Here is a 19087-nt window from a genome sequence, read left to right as displayed (position 1 = left end):
ATAGTACGTTAAATTTAGTAATAAATATTAAAAGTTTAATTATTTTGTAATAAATTTATATTTTAAATTGAAAATTATGAGAAAATATGTAGTTATTTTAACGATATTGGTTTTGGTAATGGTTGGAGGTTATTTCTATATATATAAAGTCCATCGAAATATAGAAAATGAAAACGAAGTGTATAACGGACAAATTGAAAACTTGTTCACATCATACAAAGAAAATGAAATAGATGCCAATTTGAAATATTTAGATAAAACCATTATTGTAAAAGGCTTTATTAGTTCATTTGAACATGAAACAAAAACATTAGCATTAGAGCATCAATTACATGCTGTATTTGTAGATAACCTACCCGGAACAATTAAAATTGGGGAGGAAGTTGAGATTAAAGGAAGATTGATTGGATTTGACTCACTACTTGAAGAGTTAAAAATGGATCAATGTGTATTAATTAAATAAAGGATACTATGAAAAATCTTTGGATCGCTTTGTTGTTGCCTATTTGTATGTTTTCACAAAATAATTTATTGGATGAAATTGATGATATAAAAGAAGATACGAAAACAATGTCAGCTTTTAAATCGCTTAAAATAGTCAATTTTGAATCAACCAAATTAGTTGGTAAAGGAGATTTGTTTTTTGTGGTTGCGCATCGATTCGATTACATTAAAAATGGTTTTGAAGATTTCTTTGGTATTGATGACGCTGTTACTCAAATTAAATTCGCCTACGGACTGACTGATGGAGTCACAGTTCATGCCTCGAGAAGTGGCTTTCAAAAGACCTACGATTTTGCCGTAAAATATCGCTTAATGTCTCAAGACTCGAATGGGTTTCCGTTTACAATTGTTGGGTTTAATAGTGTTGCAATTAATTCAGAGATGAAAAAACAATTTTATCCCTTGCTAGAATTTAAACATCGTTTAACTTATGTGAGCCAATTATTAATTTCAAGAAAACTAAACGATAAGTTCTCACTTGAACTAGCACCTACTTTCTTTCATGAAAATGTAGTTAGAGATATTCTGGATTCCAGTAACAATGTTATTTTACCTAATCCACAAGATAATAATCAATTTGCACTAGGAATAGGCGGTAGATACAAATTGGCTAAACGCTGGTCTTTAAATATGGATTATGGAGCACATTTAAACAGAGCTTCTCAATCTATTTATAAAAACCCACTTTCTGTAGGGGTAGATTTAGAAACGGGAGGACATGTCTTTCAAATGCATTTTACCAATGCACGCGCAATGCACGAATCAGGTTTCTTAGGGCAAACCACAGGCGATTGGTCAAAAGGAGAAATTTCTTTTGGGTTTAATCTGGTAAGAGTATTTTAAGGTTTCGTAGAAATAGCTAGGGTACTTAATTCAGTTGATTTAGTAAGAAAAAAAGCATTCACTGTAACATTTACTGTTTTAGATATTTTATTACTTATTAAGAATGGAATTTCAATATCATAGTCATCTGTATAAAGTTGAAAATCAGACAAGAGTGTGATTCCTTCTTTTGTTTTTTTGAGATTAGCTGCGACAGTAATATTTTTAGATTTCCCATGGATTGTGATTTCCCCTTTAATCAAAAAAAACTTTGCTGTTTTGAAAATAACTTGTAGGTCGAATTTTTCAATCAGCCCTTTAAAAGTAGCAGTTGGATACCGTTTGGTCTCTAAATAATTGTCATTAAAATGCTCTTCCATCAAACTTCTTTCAAATTGAAATTTTTTCATTGGAATTTCAAAACTGATATACCCTTTTTTTGTATTTAGAGCCACTTGAACAACTTCGTTTTTTGCTGCTACAGGTTCGAAGAAAGGAACTGATGCTTCAAATAAAACAATAGCATTCTTGACCGTCAATATTTTTTGAGAATAAGTAGTAATTGTGAAAAATAGGAAGAAATAAAGTATTGATTTTTTCATGATTGAAATACTTTTGGGATCTTCTTAAAGTTACGATTTTTTAAATGATTATAAAATAAAAAAGAACTAAAAAATACGAATTTTAGTTCTTTTTTAACGTTTCGAAAATTTAAGTTTTAACAGAGTAGATTAAAGTTAGTTGAGGAGTTTGTTTTCATCTTTTTCTGCTCTTGACAAAATGTTTTCAGGAAGTGATTTCTTTGCTTTAGCCCCCATCTTTTTTAATTTTTCAACACTAGTTATTAGATTTCCTTTTCCATCAACCAGTTTATTCATGGCACCATTGTATTCTGTTTTTGTTTCTTCTAGTTTTTTTCCAATTTTCATTAAATCAGCAACAAAACCTTCAAATTTATCGTAAAGAGCTCCAGCTTGACGAGCAATTTCAAAAGCATTTTCTTGTTGCTTTTGATTCGTCCACATACTATCAATAGTACGTAAGGTAGCGAGTAGGGTAGCGGGAGTAACAATGACAATATTCTTTTCAAATGCTTTATTGTATAACGTAGTGTCTTCGTTCAATGCCATTGCAAAAGCAGGTTCAATAGGAATGAATAGTAGCACAAAGTCAGGGCTCTCTATTTGGTACAAATCTTGGTAGTTTTTGTTGCCCAATTGCTCCACGTGTCGCTTGATCGAATTGACGTGTTCTTTTAAATAACTAGCTTTTAAATCATCCTCTTCCTCATTGATGTATTTTTCATAAGCCGTTAAGGAGACTTTAGAATCGACAATCATTTTTTTGCCATCAGGTAGGTTAATCACAACATCTGGAAACACACGGTTGCCTTCCTCAGTAGTAAAACTTTGTTGTACCTCATATTCACGGCCTTTTTCCAAACCTGATTTTTCTAAAACACGTTCCAATACCAACTCGCCCCAGTTTCCTTGCATTTTGCTATCGCCTTTCAACGCTTTGGTCAAGTTCAAGGTTTCCTTGCTCATTTGTAAATTCATTTCACGTAGCCCCATAATTTGCTGTCTCAGCGCCGCATGATAATCAATACTTTCTTTATGGGTATCTTCTACTTTCTTCTCAAACAACTGAATTTTATCTTGTAGTGGTGATAAGATGTTTTTCATGTTTTCTTTATTCTGCTCTGTAAATTTACTTGACTTTTCGTCTAGAATTTTATTGGCTAGGTTTTCAAATTCCTTGGTGAATTTTTCCTGTAATTTCTCTACCTCTTCTTTTTGATCCTTGTTGCGTTCCCAAAGGTTCTCAAAGTCGGCTTCCTTTTTTGATAGCTGAATGACTAGGCTTTCTTTTTCGTTTCGTAATTGTTCCTTCTCAGTTTGGTTAGATAATAGTTGCTTTTCAAAATTAGCTCGTTCGTCAACTAGTTGTTCTTTTCCTTGTTCTAATTGAGACTGGAGACCAAAAATTCTTTCGTTTAAGCTGCTCTCATCCGCCTTGAATCCCGCCGAAGAAAGTATTTTGCCAATCACAAAACCAATTGCAAGCGCAATTATAAAAATCAATAAAAAAGAAACAGTTGTAGGCATATAATGTGAGTTTTTTATAAAAAGTAAAAGTACATATATTTCAGTTCAAAAAGCAAAAAAGCAATTTCAAAAGGCAAAAGGCAATTTCAGCTACAACTCATTTGTCAAATCGAGTCCTTCAACTAATACTCAGAATTGGCTCAAGTCAAGATTCTTAAAAGTTGTAAAATATAAGGCGATTAGCTTTCGAAATAGTATTTTAGCATTTACAACAATGAGGAGTTTAACTTAATATTTACGAGGATGCACTTTTTTATAGGATGTTATACCAATATGATATCACCAACATTTGGTGGTGCAGGAAAAGGAATTTATAGTGCAGTAATAGATGACTCTGGGGCAATTAAACTTTTGCATACCATGCCCTCAGAAAACCCTGCTTATGTAACACTGAGTAATGATAACCATTTTTTATACGCTATTACTGAAACGATCGAAAATGCGGTGATAAAGGCCTTCAAGATTAATGCGGATTATTCGCTAACTTTTTTAAATAAACAAACTATAAAAGGGGGTTTGCCTTGTCATATTGCCTATTGCAATGCTAATCTTATTGTTTCTTGTTATGGTTCTGGAAATGTGTTACAATTTCCGGTTAACGATAATGGACAGATTTTAACTTCTTTGACTCATCATAAGCATTCTGGTTCAAGTCTAAATAAGATTCGCCAAGAAGCACCTCATGCGCATCAAGCTGTCTTGCATTCAGATGGAAAAACCGTTTATGTTCCCGATCTAGGAATCGATAGGGTAAAAGTTTATGAGTTTAACGGAGCTCTATTGTATCCTAAACCAACATTGGATATCATTACTCAACCAGGTGCAGGTTGCAGGCATATCGTTTTTAACAGCTCAGGTTTATTAGCCTATCTAATTCATGAATTAACAGGAGAGGTTACCGTCCTAGAGTTCAAATCCAATCAATGGCAAACAATAGTCATTTATCCTTCTTTACCCAATTCATACACCGGTTTACCTAGTGCCTCCGCTATTCGATTGCATCCCAATGGACAATTTTTATATGTAGCCAATAGAGGTTTTGACGGCATTACGATTTTTAAAATTCAGGCTAATATGTTAGTTTTAGTAGATTGTTTTCAAACCCAAGGTCAAGAACTGCGAGAATTCAATATTACCCCAAACGGTCAGTTTTTAATTGCTTGTCATCAAAACTCAAACGACACCATTACGTATAAAATTGACATCAATGGACTTTGTCATCCTATTCAACAGACCCAAGAGCTAATTTCGCCAGTCTGTATCGCTTTTTTAAATTAAAAGAAGCTATTTCCCGTTTTACACTCCATTCTTATTTATAGCCTTGTTTTTTCTAAGACCCTAAAGGAGCTTCTTTCAGTCGCTCTTTATAGTCAAGAAAAAAATTCAAGGCTATGGCATAAGGAATTCCGTTGCAATCAGGGCTAGGGGATTGGTGTGGAAAGAAGAATAGTTGTAAAATGAAAAGTCACACCGAAGTAGGACTAAAGATTTTTAATAAAGTTTATTGTTTTTCGTAACTCTTATACATCCAATTCACAACTAAAAAAGATAGTGTCCACTAAGCAGGACACTATCTTTTTTAGTTGTGAATTGCTTTCAAAATTGTATTTTAGCTTATAATTCCCAACAGTAGTTGTTTTTGCTGAAACCCAAAAAACGTTGTGAATTGCTTTCAAAATGGTATTTTAGCTTATAATTCCCAACTGTTTTTGACGGTGTTTATTCACTTAGTACGTTGTGAATTGCTTTCAAAATTGTATTTTAGCTTATAATTCCCAACGATCAAGCAAATCACGAACATGGCCACTATGTTGTGAATTGCTTTCAAAATTGTATTTTAGCTTATAATTCCCAACTTCCAAACAACGTAATACATTATCTAATAAGTTGTGAATTGCTTTCAAAATTGTATTTTAGCTTATAATTCCCAACAAAATAAATAAAATTATGAATGATATCATGTTGTGAATTGCTTTCAAAATTGTATTTTAGCTTATAATTCCCAACTTCGTAAAAGTCATAAAGACCGCTCTTTGAGTTGTGAATTGCTTTCAAAATTGTATTTTAGCTTATAATTCCCAACTCAAGACGTTGAAATCCTTCGTTCCGGAAAGTTGTGAATTGCTTTCAAAATTGTATTTTAGCTTATAATTCCCAACTCATTATTTCGAAAATAAAGATTATGCAATGTTGTGAATTGCTTTCAAAATTGTATTTTAGCTTATAATTCCCAACTGTAGATAATAGTTTGATTTTCGTCAGGGAGTTGTGAATTGCTTTCAAAATTGTATTTTAGCTTATAATTCCCAACAGTAAGATATTTATTGAATTCACCATTGGTGTTGTGAATTGCTTTCAAAATTGTATTTTAGCTTATAATTCCCAACATGTAATGGCTCAGGTCGTTAAATCAATATGTTGTGAATTGCTTTCAAAATTGTATTTTAGCTTATAATTCCCAACAAACGGATACTGTAAAAGAACAGGGCAAGAGTTGTGAATTGCTTTCAAAATTGTATTTTAGCTTATAATTCCCAACTCTAATAAATCAAAAACTAGAACTTGGGCAGTTGTGAATTGCTTTCAAAATTGTATTTTAGCTTATAATTCCCAACATGGGTAGGGATATTCCATTTAGTGGCGGTGTTGTGAATTGCTTTCAAAATTGTATTTTAGCTTATAATTCCCAACAATAACTCAGAGCTTACTTTGGATGCAAAAGTTGTGAATTGCTTTCAAAATTGTATTTTAGCTTATAATTCCCAACGGTTGGATTGCACAAAAACAGTATTCAATAGTTGTGAATTGCTTTCAAAATTGTATTTTAGCTTATAATTCCCAACTTTAACATTTGAGCCAAAAAAAATCCCTTGTTGTGAATTGCTTTCAAAATTGTATTTTAGCTTATAATTCCCAACGTCGGGAAACCGCCTTGTGGTATTTGAGCGTTGTGAATTGCTTTCAAAATTGTATTTTAGCTTATAATTCCCAACCTTTATAACGACAAACATTATGATTTGGAAGTTGTGAATTGCTTTCAAAATTGTATTTTAGCTTATAATTCCCAACACGTAATATTTGCATTGATTAAAAACTCTAGTTGTGAATTGCTTTCAAAATTGTATTTTAGCTTATAATTCCCAACCAATGCAAACTTTTTTAAAAAACGCTATTCGTTGTGAATTGCTTTCAAAATTGTATTTTAGCTTATAATTCCCAACTATTCAATTGTGGGATGGTCGATTAATTTAGTTGTGAATTGCTTTCAAAATTGTATTTTAGCTTATAATTCCCAACGAAGATTTGTGGTTTACTTTTGATAGTATCGTTGTGAATTGCTTTCAAAATTGTATTTTAGCTTATAATTCCCAACTATGTATTTATGGACTATTCACAATCAAGAGTTGTGAATTGCTTTCAAAATTGTATTTTAGCTTATAATTCCCAACAAAGACTGCTTTAATTAACCATGAGATTGAGTTGTGAATTGCTTTCAAAATTGTATTTTAGCTTATAATTCCCAACCCTTGTTCATCAAAAAGAACGTCATCGATGGTTGTGAATTGCTTTCAAAATTGTATTTTAGCTTATAATTCCCAACGGATGATTCTAAATTCATTGCTTTGGTGAAGTTGTGAATTGCTTTCAAAATTGTATTTTAGCTTATAATCCCCAACCCTGAAAAGTTGCGGGATGATGCCCTTTTTGTTGTGAATTGCTTTCAAAATTGTATTTTAGCTTATAATTCCCAACCTCGAAGGTCGCAATATCGACAATTCTCTTGTTGTGAATTGCTTTCAAAATTGTATTTTAGCTTATAATTCCCAACTTGATGTCTTTTTAGGTTGTTCTATTGCTTGTTGTGAATTGCTTTCAAAATTGTATTTTAGCTTATAATTCCCAACGAATGTAAAAAGGATTTAACCGACACGTTAGTTGTGAATTGCTTTCAAAATTGTATTTTAGCTTATAATTCCCAACTGAAATAAACAAAACAAAAATAAAGTATCAGTTGTGAATTGCTTTCAAAATTGTATTTTAGCTTATAATTCCCAACTGAGGATTGGTTATTGAATTTTGGTTTTGAGTTGTGAATTGCTTTCAAAATTGTATTTTAGCTTATAATTCCCAACAAAAAGCCGATTCCCTAACACATGATATAAGTTGTGAATTGCTTTCAAAATTGTATTTTAGCTTATAATTCCCAACCTCTTACGACTTTCACTATAAATGGATAAAGTTGTGAATTGCTTTCAAAATTGTATTTTAGCTTATAATTCCCAACATACCGCGGTTTAATCGTTTGATATGTTGTGAGTTATGAGTTTATTTTGAATTGTAAAAATGGGTGGCTTTTAGTTGCTGATATAGAGTAGGTTAGGAGTTTTGTAATTCTATTTTAGAAAAGTTCTAATTGTTGAGATGGTTTCTCAGGGGCTATAGGCTTTTTCCCGTAAAATAATTCCATCATTCCAAACTGTTTATCGGTAATTTGCATCACTCCAATTTTTCCATGTTCGGGGAGGTTGCTTTTTATTCTTTTCGTATGTACTTCAGCGTTTTCTCTACTCGCACAAAAGCGCATGTAAATCGAAAATTGGAACATAGAAAATCCATCGTCCAATAGTTTCTTTCTAAATCCAGAAGCTATCTTACGTTCCTTACGGGTTTCTGTCGGCAGGTCAAAAAATACTAATATCCACAAACTTCTATATTGGTTTAAACGTGTGTAATGTTCATCATACATAATACGTTATTTAACATTCCTTATATTAAATTAAAAAACAGGGTATAAAAGTTTTCGAGAGGAGCCTTCAAAACATTCGTTTAATGAATTTGTTGTTCGACTCATCGCAACCATCAACGGACTGTTTTTACCATCAATACAAACATCGATAGAAGCAATACTCAATAATTGTTTTTTCATATCGATAGTAAGTTTTTCTATAGTATCTTCATTTTCGATAATATGACTCACAATCAAATCTACATACGGGCGATAGGGCTCCATTATATCATCGGCTAAGCAATAAGCATTGTACTTGTTGCGATGAAAGATGCCTAGAGTGGGTAGCATTCCCGAGCTTACTAATGCCCGAGCTGTAATTCCTCGTAGAATAGCATATCCATAGTTAAGCAAGTTGTTGGGTGCCATTTCTTTTTGACCTCTGGTGAAATTTTCAATTGTAAACAGATTAGCCCAGTAGAAAACAGCTGCTCTTGATTCGTGATTGAGAGCATCTCCAGAACTTACTTCTTTGGCCCAAATTTCCATTTTACGACAGGGAATACCTTTTTCTCTAAGTAAGCCTGCTTGGTTCGTAATCTTGGCACTAATGGTTTGTTGCCATAAATTCTTTTTTAGCGGTACAGAAGCATTAATTTGGTTCCTAAATCTTTCTGTTTGTTCAGTATGACCACTCAAAGGCATTAACAGGCCAATTGGTAAATGATATTGGTCGCAATTAATTAATGCTACATTATTGTTGGTTAGTTTTTCTAATAAACCATTTGTAATGGTAATTTGTTGGCTTTCAAGTACAATGACGCCAATTTCTTCAATAGCTACTGATTTGGTTTCTAAATTCTTGTCAGGATAAGAAATGACTAATTGTTCGTTTTTGGTGCTTAAATAAGCGGGATTACCGAAGAATAGGGTGCGTTTTATCATTTTTTAAGATTTAAAATGCATTTAAATTATTTTAGCTAAAGCCTATTGAGTGTTTTTTGTGTCGATTGGATCAAAACTCAATCCTATTGATTGCATACCGGCATATTGAACCTTCTTGCTTTTGAATTGCCTCCCGCTTTAGCTGGAGGGGAAATAGGAAAGAGTTACAATGGCTTTAGCCAAATTTATTCTTTTTGAAATTTATATTTGGTAATAAATTCATTGTACTCCTCTTCAAAGGAATGTTTACTATGATGTTCTTCTTGATTTCGGATGTAGTTCCTAACTTTGTCAAGCATTGACTCGGATATAGAAACCGCAAAATATTCATCCTGCCATTCAAATTTGTTCAAGCAGAATTTGTTTTGGTTAATCCAAAAAGATGATTCTCCTTTTATCAGTTGCATGGTTTTTTGGATAGTTTGATCTGCTCCCAATGAAATCAAGCAATGGCAGTGATCAGAATAACCATTGACAAAATCAACAAAAATTCCTTTCTTCTCTGCATTTTCTTTGATATGACGCCAAACTTTTTGTCTTAATTCTTTATTATTCAAAAATGGTATTCTATTCTTTGTACTCCAAACAAAATGGATATAGGTTTTTATATAAGGCATAAATTGTGTTTTTAAATGATTTATATTTTATGTTTGAATGGGATAAATCCCAATCCTATTGAATTTGTTGTAATGCATAAATTGGAATCTTGATGTCTATTTGTCAAACAATCCAAGTTTTTTTATTGTATCTATTTTTTGAATTGCCTCTATTTTTATATGGAGGGATAAAAATTTGATTCTAGAATGGGCTTTAGCCAAATGTTTCGGATAAAGCCTTTTCTGTGTGTCTGTATTGTGTTGAATGGGATAAATCCCAATCCTATTGAATCCTTTGTAATGCACAAATTGAAATCTTGATATTGATTTTTATTTGGCAAATAATCCCAATTTTTGCATTGTGTCTATTTTTTGCATTGCCTCCATTTTTAAATGGAGGGATTAAAATTTGATTTTAGAAAGGGCTTTAGCTAAATGTTTCGGCTAAAGCCTATTCTATGTGTTTTTATTGTGTTGAATGGGATAAATCCCAATCCTATTGAATCCTTTGTAATGCACAAATTGGAATCTTGATTTTTATTTGGCAAATAATCCCAATTTTTGCATTGTGTCTATTTTTTGAATTGCCTCCATTTTTAAATGAAGGGATAAAAATTTGATTTTAGAATGGGTTTTAGCCAAATATTTCGGCTAAAGCCTTTTCTGTGTGTTTATAATGTGTCGAATGGGTTAAAACCCAATCCTATTGAATTTGTTGTTATGAATAAATAACAATCTTTAGATTATTTCCTATTTGTTAAATCATCCTAATTTTTGAATGATCTCTATTTATTGAATTGCCTCCATTTTTAAAAGGAGGGATTATAGGTTTGATTTTATAATGGGCTTTAGCCAAATGTTTCGGCTAAAGCCTTTTTTTGTATGTTTGTATTGTGTTGAATGGGATAAATCCCAATCCTATTGAATCTGTTGTATTGCAAAAAAATGATTGTTGATATTGATTCCTATTTGTCAAATCATCCTATTTTTTGAATGATCTCTATTTCTTGAATTGCCTCCATTTTTAAATGGAGGGATTAAAATTTGATTCTAGAATAGGCTTTAGCCAAATGTTTTGGCTAAAGCCTATTCTGTGTGTTTTTATTGTATCGAATGGGTTAAAACCCAATCCTATTGAATCTGTTGCACTGCAAAAAATGGAATTTTGATTTTAATTTCTATTTGTCAAATCATCCTGATTTTTGAATGATCTCTATTATTGAATTGCCTCCATTTTTAAATGGAGGGATTAAAGGTTTGATTTTAGAAAGGGCTTTAGCCAAATGTTTCGGCTAAAGCCTGTTCTGTGTGTTTGTATTGTGTTGAATGGGTTAAAACCCAATCCTATTCAATTAATCGTGTTTGAACTAATATTCTCCTATTTGGACGATTTGCCCGAGATGATTAATTCTTATTTTAATTATATCTTTTAAATTGTTACTACTTTGAATCACTTTAAAAGTAATACCTTTTAAAATTTTGGGAACTTCGATTTGAGTCTCTAAATGATGTCTAAACCAAAATCCCGAGAGAAGTGAACCAAACTTCTGCACTCTAAACATATTAGGACTAATCAAATGATAATTTTCAGGATTTAATAAATCAACTTCTTGCGGTTCAAAAGAATCTGATGGAAAAATAAAATATTCATTTTGCTTCATGGTAAAAAGAAATTCCCATCCATTTTTATGCGTTTTATTAATTACAGACAAACCAAGGTTTTTACGAACCACCGCATCATAAAAAGAAACAACCTCTTCTTGTAAATTTCCTTTTTCATCTCTATAAATGGCAACATGATGATTATTTCCAGTACTTACAAAATCAACAGGAATAGGGTTTTCGTCTTTATCTAAAATTTCATTTCCAAAATTATCTTTTTTGGTGTGCAAAGCTTGCGCATTACTTACGCCGCTAATGGTTACTCTTTTCATAGCAATCCCTTTGACTTTATTTTGCCAAATAGGATTTTCGTCAAGGTTTACAAAAGCTTTTTTTGCATCTCCCTTAAACTCATTTAAACGATTTTGAAGAATTTCTCTTAAACCAACGTCAATTACTTTCTCTAGTTTTAAATCTGGAGTAATATCTTTACGAATAGTATAATTGTCTTCTAGCCAAACCATTTTTACTTTTTCGGGAACTACAATATTATCTTCTAAACTGATGTAAATGGGTGTTTTAGCTAATGTGTTTTTTCCAGTGAATGCCTTTTTTGGGTCGTTATCATTTTCTGACAAACGTTTCCATAAGGCTTCACGATATTCTTTTTTTGCTACTTTGGCTATGTAATCTTGAGTGAAATTAGCATTTACCTTTTCTTCTTTTGTGGCATATTGCTGCATTTTACCATAAACAGTTTCTTTATGCAATTGTCCACGTGGGGTAAGTTGAATTTTTTGATTAGTACCGCCACTTTTCTTGGTGATGTTTTTATTATTGGTAACTACTTTATTCTTGGCTTTGTACGAAATCAAAATACTTTCAAGTTGTTTTTTTGCTTCGCTTCTAAAGTTAGGCATAGGTTCTATAAAACGAAGCTTGTTGTTCTTGTCTCTTTTTAAGTATTTGTTTTCAATTCCAATAATAGAATTCCCTTTTTTATCTGTATTTGTTCTGGCATTCAGATTATTCAAATATTGAATGTAAGCTGGTTTGGTAAAAGCTACGGTGATGGCATCCATAGCGTGATGGCGATGGTCGTTACGTTTGGTCCAATCTTTAATTTTGTACAAGCGTTCCCCATTTTTTCCTTTCTCCTCATAGGTCAAACCTAAGGTATCATATTTATTCCAATTGAGTTCTTGCATGACATCAATCAATTCCCAATCTTCACGTAATTTATCGGTTACACTTCCGATAGTTGCGGTTACATTTCGTGAGACTTCTAGTAAAATTTCTTTTGCTTTCTTGGCTATATATTGCGTTTCTCTTAGTTGGCGATCAATGAATCCTTCGGGAATTTGATGGTCAGCCATCAATAATTTATTTTGCTTCGTTCTACTAATTTTACCGAACATACTTTTAATTCTCTTTTCAAATTGGTCAAATTCTTCTTCTGTAAATTTTTCTTGTAGAAAAGAATAAGCAGTTTTATTGCTCTTTTCGATATTTAAAGTTCTTTCACATAAAGTTTTATTGGAGAAACTATCGTCAAATAATCTAGATTTTGGTATAATGTGTTCAATATCATAATCTTTGGTAAACAATCTTGAAGGCTCGATTGGTTTACCTGTATATAAAGATATTCCACCAGTTTCTTTCCAAAGTTTATATCTAATAATGTCATTTCGGGTAACTCTAGCAATCCCATATTCTACAGCTAATAATTTACGAATATCGTCATGAGTTTTTGTAGCATTGTTTATTGCTTTAGTCATCTCATTACGTTGCTCATTATTGGCTTTGAGTTCTCTAGCCAGTTCCACTCGAATCTCATCAGGTTTACCCATAGCTGGGTCTTCAATAATAGCATTGATAACGTTTATCATTTGATTGAGTATTTTCTCAACTACAGGATTACGTAAACTATTTTTCTTCAGTAATTCCAATTGTTTTTTTAAAATTCTACTCTCATTTTGTTCCGTAGTCAGTGAAGAGGAGTGATTGTACCCAGTCAGTAAACAAGCTTTGTCGTAAATATGGCCATCCATCAAATGAGGAAGTACTTTTTTAATTGCTCTTGCACTCAAACTACCATAATCGGCTTGTAGATTTATATTTAAAAGAAAAGGGATGTGGTTTTCATTGAAACCAAATTTTTTCATTAAAGTTTGTTTTAAAACTTCATCTTCTTCGGCTGAATATAATAAATGCCAAAGTTGATAATAAGGTTGTTTGTCAAAATCATTTCCTTCAATAGAAGTGTCAAAATATAATAAATTGGTATTGATTCCTATAGTTTCAAATAAAGGAGATATGGCGTCTTTTATCTCTAAAGGAGACATTTTAGTAAAATCTAAATCATAACCTTCTATTGCTACTATTTTTTCAAAAGCTTTGAAAAGTGCAGTGTTTGTCCTGTTTCCTTCAATTTTTTTGAAATTAACGGTATAAGTTCCTTTCTTTAGCTCACAAAAAGTTAACATTTGAACATCGGTCATACTTTCTTTAAACAATAATTCTTGAGCGATATTTTTTTTCAGTTCTTCATCCAAAATAAAAGGCTCCTTTGTGGTTTCGTTTTTAACAACAATATTGTTTAAATTTTGCCAAATTCTAAAATCTTGAAATAGAGGTGACGATTTAGGAATCGCTTTATGCCCTTTCTCAAATTCACAAAAACTAACTAAATGTTTTTGAGATTTTAATTTTCGTTGATAGAAAATAGTAATGTCTCGAACTTCAATTTTTAACTTTTCATCTAATTCAGGATAAAATTTTGATTGTGTTTCCCAAATTTGCTCAAATTCATCTAGATAATCTTGTCTGTAAAAAACTTGATTTTTTAGTTTTGCATGTGAATTTTGCTCCAATTGCTTAAATTGGAATTGACCAACTGTTTCTTGGTTAAAATATAATTCTTTACTTCGGTCGCTTATCGCTCCCAAATAGCCACTAGATTGGTTGATTTGATTGTTGATTTCGGTTAGAATAAACGCTATAACTTTTATATCTAATGCACAAGATAGCCCGTCATTCCTCCATTTGTAATGTTGTAATTTGGTTTCTTCTCTAGTACCTTTATTTTCGGATAATTCAATTTTTAAAGATTTAGTAAAATGCTGTGAAGTTGCGGTTCTAGTTTTACCTTGGATTTCTTCAAGTAGTTTTAAAGTCACAATTTCTGGATAAAATTGATTTTGAAAAATGATAATTTTTTCTAATTCTGTTTGCAAATCCGAGCGATAAAAGTCAGGAATAAATTTACCTCCATTCAATAGTAAATTATAAACCCATTCGCCAGGTGTTTGATTCTTATCATTTAATTCTTTGGCAATTTTCATTCCGTCAATTGCATCTCCTTCTTCAGCAGTTTTTGCTTTTCGACTACTTTTGTAACCTCTTTTTTTGTTGAGCATTAGTAAAACCTGAACTAATTCTTCTTTTGAAATCTGCTCTGTGGCAGATTTGGCTCGCAATTTATAAGATGAAAAAGTAGTTTGTTTACCTGTTTCGGCATAAACGTAATTGGAAGTTATAAAATTGATTCCTCTGAAAGCTTGCAATAAAGCATTTCTTCTTTGTTTAAAACGTTGTAATCCTCTTCGAGCGCCACGCTTTAAAGTTCGGTCTGCATTTATTGATATTGTATTCCCTTTTTTAAAATCGGCTTCTTCATCTGTAGTTAATGGTACTATTCTAACCCCAGAATTTATGATAGCAGAAGTTTCATTATCACTTTCAGCTTCATTGATATATGCCCATCCAATCGATGTAGTTCCCAAATCCAATCCTAATATTTTTTTCATTCTATATATTTCTAATTGTGATGATTTTTCTGTTTTATGATTTTCTAAAAATAAGAAAAAGAAAATTACTTTTCTTACGGGAAACCGTAAACCAACATTAAAAAATTTGTTGTATTATTGCAGTACAATTTTGAAGCAATTCACAATAAGGATTATTCCGTTGTGAAAACATTCAAAGCGGCGTCTTAATTGGTGTCGCTTTTTTATTTTATATCCATGTCAAATCACCACCACTTCATCATCCACAAACCTTACGGTTATTTAAGTCAGTTCATATACGAATTAAAACGAAAGAAGAAACTCTTGGGTGAGCTGCATGATTTTCCAGAAGGTACGATGGCCATTGGTCGATTAGACGAAGACTCAGAAGGACTCTTGCTCTTGACTACTGATGGAAAAGTAAGCGAACAAATACGTTCCAAAAAAGTCGATAAAGAATACTTTGTACAAGTAGACGGCATCATCACTCAGGAAGCTATTGATTTGCTAAAAGAAGGTGTTGAAATAGGTTTTGATGGAGGGAAATATAGAACCAAAAAATGTGATGCTCGTTTGATTCCCGAAATTCCTGATTTTGGTCCAAGAGGTAAAAAGATACGCGATGAGCGTCATGGCCCCACTACTTGGGCATCGATAACTGTCAATGAAGGCAAGTTTAGACAAGTACGGAAAATGACTGCAGCTGTAGGTTTTCCGACCTTACGATTGGTAAGAGTCCGAATAGGAAATGTACATTTGCAAAACTTAAAAGCTGGAGAAGTAATCGAAGTAGAGGATTTCAAAATGCAAAATTCTGAAATCTAGAATCGTTAATCAACAATCAAAAATCTTTCTAATGTTAAATATCGTTTTAGTAGAACCTGAAATTCCTAATAATACTGGAAATATTGGACGTCTTTGTGTCGGTACTGAGAGTCGCTTGCATTTGGTACATCCTTTTGGGTTTGTGATCAATGATAAGAACTTAAAACGATCAGGATTGGATTATTGGGTGCATCTGGATGTAACCGAATACCAAAATGTAACCGAATGGAAGTCTCAAATTCCTGATTTATCTCGTGTTTTCTTGATGAGTTCACATGCTGAAAAATCGTATTTGGAAATCGATTTTCAAGATGGAGACTGGTTGGTTTTTGGAAAAGAAAGTAAAGGTTTAAGTGATGAAGTTTTGGCTCAATTTGAGAATCACTTAACGATTCCAATGTCAGATAAAATTAGGAGTTTTAATATTGCTAATTCGGTGGCATTTGTTATTGGAGAAGCGAAGAGGCAGATTAGTTTTAAAAAATAGATTTTTTAATTGAATCTAGTTTATTGCAAAATAAGAAATGAGGAAGTACTTAGGAAATACTTCCTCATTTCTTTTGGTTAATTTCTAGCAACAAAATCGCTTAGCGTGATGTAGGTATTACCGGTTATTGGATCATGGTATATATTGTACTTTGTGGGATAATTTCCTTTTTTTTGAAAACTCATTGGTTGTGAATAGTTTTCGCTAGTAGCTTCTCCAGAGAGTAATAGAGCTTCTGTAATCATAGGTTCCACAAAAGCTACTTTGCCATCGTAAGTCCCATAAATCATTATTTTACTGAAAGGAAGAAAAGCTGGTAAATTTACTGGAAGCCAGTGTTTTCCCATTTGACCTTCGGCAGTATCCGCGCCTGGAGGAGTAAAATAATCTGCGGGTAAAAATTCAGCTGCTGGATAATTGTTAAACAATGCGTCTGTTTCAGCTGACCAATTAGGTATTGCTAATTGCTCTTCAATTGAGATCATATAGAAATGAATATCATAATGAGGTACATCAAAAACATGATCTGGCTCATGCCCATTTGGATTCCAATTTAGTCCAATATGATTAAATGGCGTGGCTTGTTTTGCTTTAAGATGTAAGGGAAGAATAATTATTGATCCTGGTTCTGGAGCCATTTTTTTATCTCTTTCGGGGTTTAATAACGCTTTTTGAGTGATTTCTATACCTATTTCCATTGGAAATCCTTCAGAATTTAAACTTATCCATGAACGAGCTTTTCCAAAACCGACTGTCACTTCAGGGCCTTTAAAAACATTCAATTTAGATGTAGTAGTTTTACCAGTAAGAGAGTAAGTCGAGTTGCTTAGGACTTCAACATTTGTGAATTCATCTTGATTACAAGAATAGAGCAGTAAAACGGTGCATAATAGCGCGATTTTTTTTGATAACGTAATGAAATTTTCCATAATTTAATAATTTACAAGATTAATATAATAATGTAGATAAGTTAAATTTGGGGCGCCATAAAGAGATATAAAGTTACAAAAAATATAGTTTCAAATACTTGAATATGGGTTTGTTTTTGTGTTTTAATATAAAAATAAAATGCAGTTGCTGATTCATGTATTAGCGAATAATAAACTTTCCTTTTTGAGCATCAAAACTAATGTGTTCGTCCTTGAAAATCGTGCTAAAAGTTCCTTTGGAAATAAAGTTACAAGGTTCATCTTGCACCACTGTTTCGGGTGTCATGATAATCATTTCATCACTGAGTTGAATTGCCATATCAATGTCGTGGGTCGAAAATAGAATGCATTTTTGTGTTTCCTGACTCAATTTTTTGAGGAGTTTGAACAACGCTACTTTGTGTAATAAATCTAAGTGTGTAGTAGGTTCATCCAAAATGATGAGTGGAGTATCTTGAGCCAGAGCTCGTGCTACCAAAACCTTTTGTAATTGTCCATCACTGATTTCAAAATGTTTTTTGTTTGTCAAATGACTGATTTGCGTGAGTTCTATGGCGTGATTAACTTGTGTAATATCCGTTTCGGTGAGTTTGCCAATCCAGTTGGTGTACGGCTGCCTTCCAAGTGCTACGAGTTCAAAAACGGTCAAATTGCTTGGAGGTAGTTTTTCAGTTAAAACTACGCTGAGGTTTTGTGCCAATTCTAGAGGGCTGTAATTTTCTATCTTTTTGTTATTGAGTAAAACATCGCCCGAAAGGGGTTTTTGGATACCTGTTAAAGTGCGTAAGAGGGTTGATTTTCCTATTCCATTTGCACCAATCAAAGCAATGAGTTTGCTTTGTGTTAAGGACAGACTAATATTGGTTGCAATGGTAGTATTTTCTTTTTTATGAAAATAACCGATGCTTAGGTTGGATGCTTGTAAGATGGATTTGTTATTCATTGGATATTATTTTTAAACACATAGAGACACCGTTTTCTTGGTTAATAATTTAGTCGTATCTCTCTCATAGGACCTATAGCGTTGTGTTTACTTTAGTATACAATTCTATGATCTATATTGTTTAATTGTTTTGCTTTAATGAGATTCATATTAGTTTTTTAAACAATTAGAGATATAGATTTCTTTGTCTGTATCTTTTTAATACATTATAAAAGTATATTTTGCTTTTAATCAGTTAATCAGTTAATCAGTCACAATGAATTTGTAAAAAAAGATAGTTATTTTACAAATAACAAGATTGTGTTTACATAATCAAAGCAATGGAAAACACCAGTCTTCAGCACAAAGATAAAGCTTTGATTTAGGTCTTACAAGAGCATTTTAAAGTAGAACTCAATTTAGCAAGGGGGCAAGTTCATTTGTGAATTTATAATAGCTTTATGCAAAATAAAGTCAATTAATTGGGATGGATAAGTCTCTGAATTTGAGATAAAAGCAAATGAAATTATTTTTGCAAGTGGACACAAAGATTTATGAAGGAATAGGACTTCTCAATGAAATTAGTTTTTAGTTTTATAAAGGTGTTAGATAGATTTAATAGAACTTTGAAATATAAACATGTTGATGTTAGAAATGAGCAATAAGAGCGAACCTTACTATTAATGTTTAAAATGATTGCTAATGAATTCGGCAAGGTTTAAATAATACCAATTATATATTCAATATAATTCAATTACCTTGTTAGATGAAATTATAATTTCGTTTGGTAAATGCGTTGTTAAGCCTTATGTTTACTTATTTGAGACCCGCAG

At 32.1% G+C, this 19087-nt stretch carries 13 protein-coding genes and 1 CRISPR repeat array; of the genes, 5 read left to right on the top strand and 8 right to left on the bottom strand.

What is annotated here, in order from left to right:
• Positions 1-76 precede the first annotated feature (76 nt).
• Together ABZP37_RS15065 and ABZP37_RS15060 are read left to right on the top strand one after the other, a co-directional pair.
• Positions 77-463, top strand: a complete 387-nt coding sequence (locus ABZP37_RS15065; protein WP_366183920.1) for a hypothetical protein — start codon at positions 77-79, stop codon at positions 461-463.
• 8 nt (positions 464-471) lie between these two features.
• On the top strand, positions 472-1347 hold the full coding sequence (locus ABZP37_RS15060) for a DUF5777 family beta-barrel protein (RefSeq protein WP_366183919.1): 876 nt from the start codon (positions 472-474) through the stop codon (positions 1345-1347).
• Here ABZP37_RS15060 and ABZP37_RS15055 read toward each other — a convergent pair.
• Both ABZP37_RS15055 and rmuC read right to left on the bottom strand, forming a co-directional pair.
• The gene (locus ABZP37_RS15055) at positions 1344-1928 is read right to left on the bottom strand and encodes a YceI family protein (protein WP_366183918.1); all 585 of its coding nucleotides are present in this window, start codon (positions 1926-1928) and stop codon (positions 1344-1346) included. The genes ABZP37_RS15060 and ABZP37_RS15055 overlap by 4 nt on opposite strands.
• A 135-nt stretch (positions 1929-2063) precedes the next feature.
• Positions 2064-3434 carry a DNA recombination protein RmuC gene (gene rmuC, locus ABZP37_RS15050; protein WP_366183917.1) on the bottom strand — a complete coding sequence of 457 codons (1371 nt, stop codon included), beginning with the start codon at positions 3432-3434 and terminating at the stop codon, positions 2064-2066.
• A gap of 243 nt (positions 3435-3677) precedes the next feature.
• Between rmuC and ABZP37_RS15045 the strand changes: the two genes are divergently transcribed.
• Entirely contained in the window at positions 3678-4712 is a 1035-nt protein-coding gene (locus ABZP37_RS15045; protein WP_366183916.1) for a lactonase family protein, read from the top strand.
• Positions 4713-5016: 304 nt separating this feature from the next.
• Positions 5017-7491: a CRISPR direct-repeat array (repeat unit 46 nt; unit sequence GTTGTGAATTGCTTTCAAAATTGTATTTTAGCTTATAATTCCCAAC).
• 342 nt (positions 7492-7833) lie between these two features.
• Here ABZP37_RS15045 and cas2 read toward each other — a convergent pair.
• The 4 genes from cas2 to cas9 all read right to left on the bottom strand — a co-directional run bounded on the left by cas2 (position 7834) and on the right by cas9 (position 15112).
• Positions 7834-8181, bottom strand: coding sequence for a CRISPR-associated endonuclease Cas2 (gene cas2, locus ABZP37_RS15040; RefSeq protein ID WP_366183915.1), 348 nt, complete (start codon positions 8179-8181; stop codon positions 7834-7836).
• Between the two features lie 30 nt (positions 8182-8211).
• The gene (gene cas1 / locus ABZP37_RS15035; RefSeq protein ID WP_366183914.1) at positions 8212-9105 is read right to left on the bottom strand and encodes a type II CRISPR-associated endonuclease Cas1; all 894 of its coding nucleotides are present in this window, start codon (positions 9103-9105) and stop codon (positions 8212-8214) included.
• A 185-nt stretch (positions 9106-9290) separates the two neighbouring features.
• Complete coding sequence (gene tnpA, locus ABZP37_RS15030; RefSeq protein WP_366183913.1) at positions 9291-9722, bottom strand: IS200/IS605 family transposase; 432 nt, start codon at positions 9720-9722, stop codon at positions 9291-9293.
• Positions 9723-11068: 1346 nt separating this feature from the next.
• Positions 11069-15112: a type II CRISPR RNA-guided endonuclease Cas9 gene (gene cas9 / locus ABZP37_RS15025; protein WP_366183912.1), complete on the bottom strand. Its 4044-nt coding sequence runs from the start codon at positions 15110-15112 to the stop codon at positions 11069-11071.
• A gap of 216 nt (positions 15113-15328) precedes the next feature.
• On the opposite strand from cas9, the gene ABZP37_RS15020 reads away from it, so the two are divergent.
• Positions 15329-15916 carry a pseudouridine synthase gene (locus tag ABZP37_RS15020; protein WP_366183911.1) on the top strand — a complete coding sequence of 196 codons (588 nt, stop codon included), beginning with the start codon at positions 15329-15331 and terminating at the stop codon, positions 15914-15916.
• Positions 15917-15947: 31 nt separating this feature from the next.
• Positions 15948-16403, top strand: a complete 456-nt coding sequence (locus tag ABZP37_RS15015) for a tRNA (cytidine(34)-2'-O)-methyltransferase (RefSeq protein ID WP_366183910.1) — start codon at positions 15948-15950, stop codon at positions 16401-16403.
• A 77-nt stretch (positions 16404-16480) separates the two neighbouring features.
• Here ABZP37_RS15015 and ABZP37_RS15010 read toward each other — a convergent pair whose 3' ends face one another.
• A complete protein-coding gene (locus ABZP37_RS15010; RefSeq protein WP_366183909.1) occupies positions 16481-17332 on the bottom strand; it encodes a hypothetical protein in 852 nt (283 codons plus the stop codon).
• Between the two features lie 160 nt (positions 17333-17492).
• The gene (locus ABZP37_RS15005; protein WP_366183908.1) at positions 17493-18275 is read right to left on the bottom strand and encodes an ABC transporter ATP-binding protein; all 783 of its coding nucleotides are present in this window, start codon (positions 18273-18275) and stop codon (positions 17493-17495) included.
• Positions 18276-19087 lie beyond the last annotated feature (812 nt).

It is taken from the genome of Flavobacterium ovatum, from assembly GCF_040703125.1.
Lineage (GTDB): Bacteria > Bacteroidota > Bacteroidia > Flavobacteriales > Flavobacteriaceae > Flavobacterium > Flavobacterium ovatum.
The sequence above is the reverse complement of the archived record's forward strand: the minus strand, read 5'-3'. Positions and strand labels throughout refer to the sequence as shown.

Bases quoted from the DNA above. Each gene is read 5' to 3' on its own strand.
- ABZP37_RS15065 (WP_366183920.1), top strand. From the start codon at position 77: ATGAGAAAATATGTAGTTATTTTAACGATATTGGTTTTGGTAATGGTT.
- ABZP37_RS15060 (WP_366183919.1), top strand. From the start codon at position 472: ATGAAAAATCTTTGGATCGCTTTGTTGTTGCCTATTTGTATGTTTTCA.
- ABZP37_RS15055 (WP_366183918.1), bottom strand. From the start codon at position 1,928: ATGAAAAAATCAATACTTTATTTCTTCCTATTTTTCACAATTACTACT.
- rmuC (WP_366183917.1), bottom strand. From the start codon at position 3,434: ATGCCTACAACTGTTTCTTTTTTATTGATTTTTATAATTGCGCTTGCA.
- ABZP37_RS15045 (WP_366183916.1), top strand. From the start codon at position 3,678: ATGCACTTTTTTATAGGATGTTATACCAATATGATATCACCAACATTT.
- cas2 (WP_366183915.1), bottom strand. From the start codon at position 8,181: ATGTATGATGAACATTACACACGTTTAAACCAATATAGAAGTTTGTGG.
- cas1 (WP_366183914.1), bottom strand. From the start codon at position 9,105: ATGATAAAACGCACCCTATTCTTCGGTAATCCCGCTTATTTAAGCACC.
- tnpA (WP_366183913.1), bottom strand. From the start codon at position 9,722: ATGCCTTATATAAAAACCTATATCCATTTTGTTTGGAGTACAAAGAAT.
- cas9 (WP_366183912.1), bottom strand. From the start codon at position 15,112: ATGAAAAAAATATTAGGATTGGATTTGGGAACTACATCGATTGGATGG.
- ABZP37_RS15020 (WP_366183911.1), top strand. From the start codon at position 15,329: ATGTCAAATCACCACCACTTCATCATCCACAAACCTTACGGTTATTTA.
- ABZP37_RS15015 (WP_366183910.1), top strand. From the start codon at position 15,948: ATGTTAAATATCGTTTTAGTAGAACCTGAAATTCCTAATAATACTGGA.
- ABZP37_RS15010 (WP_366183909.1), bottom strand. From the start codon at position 17,332: ATGGAAAATTTCATTACGTTATCAAAAAAAATCGCGCTATTATGCACC.
- ABZP37_RS15005 (WP_366183908.1), bottom strand. From the start codon at position 18,275: ATGAATAACAAATCCATCTTACAAGCATCCAACCTAAGCATCGGTTAT.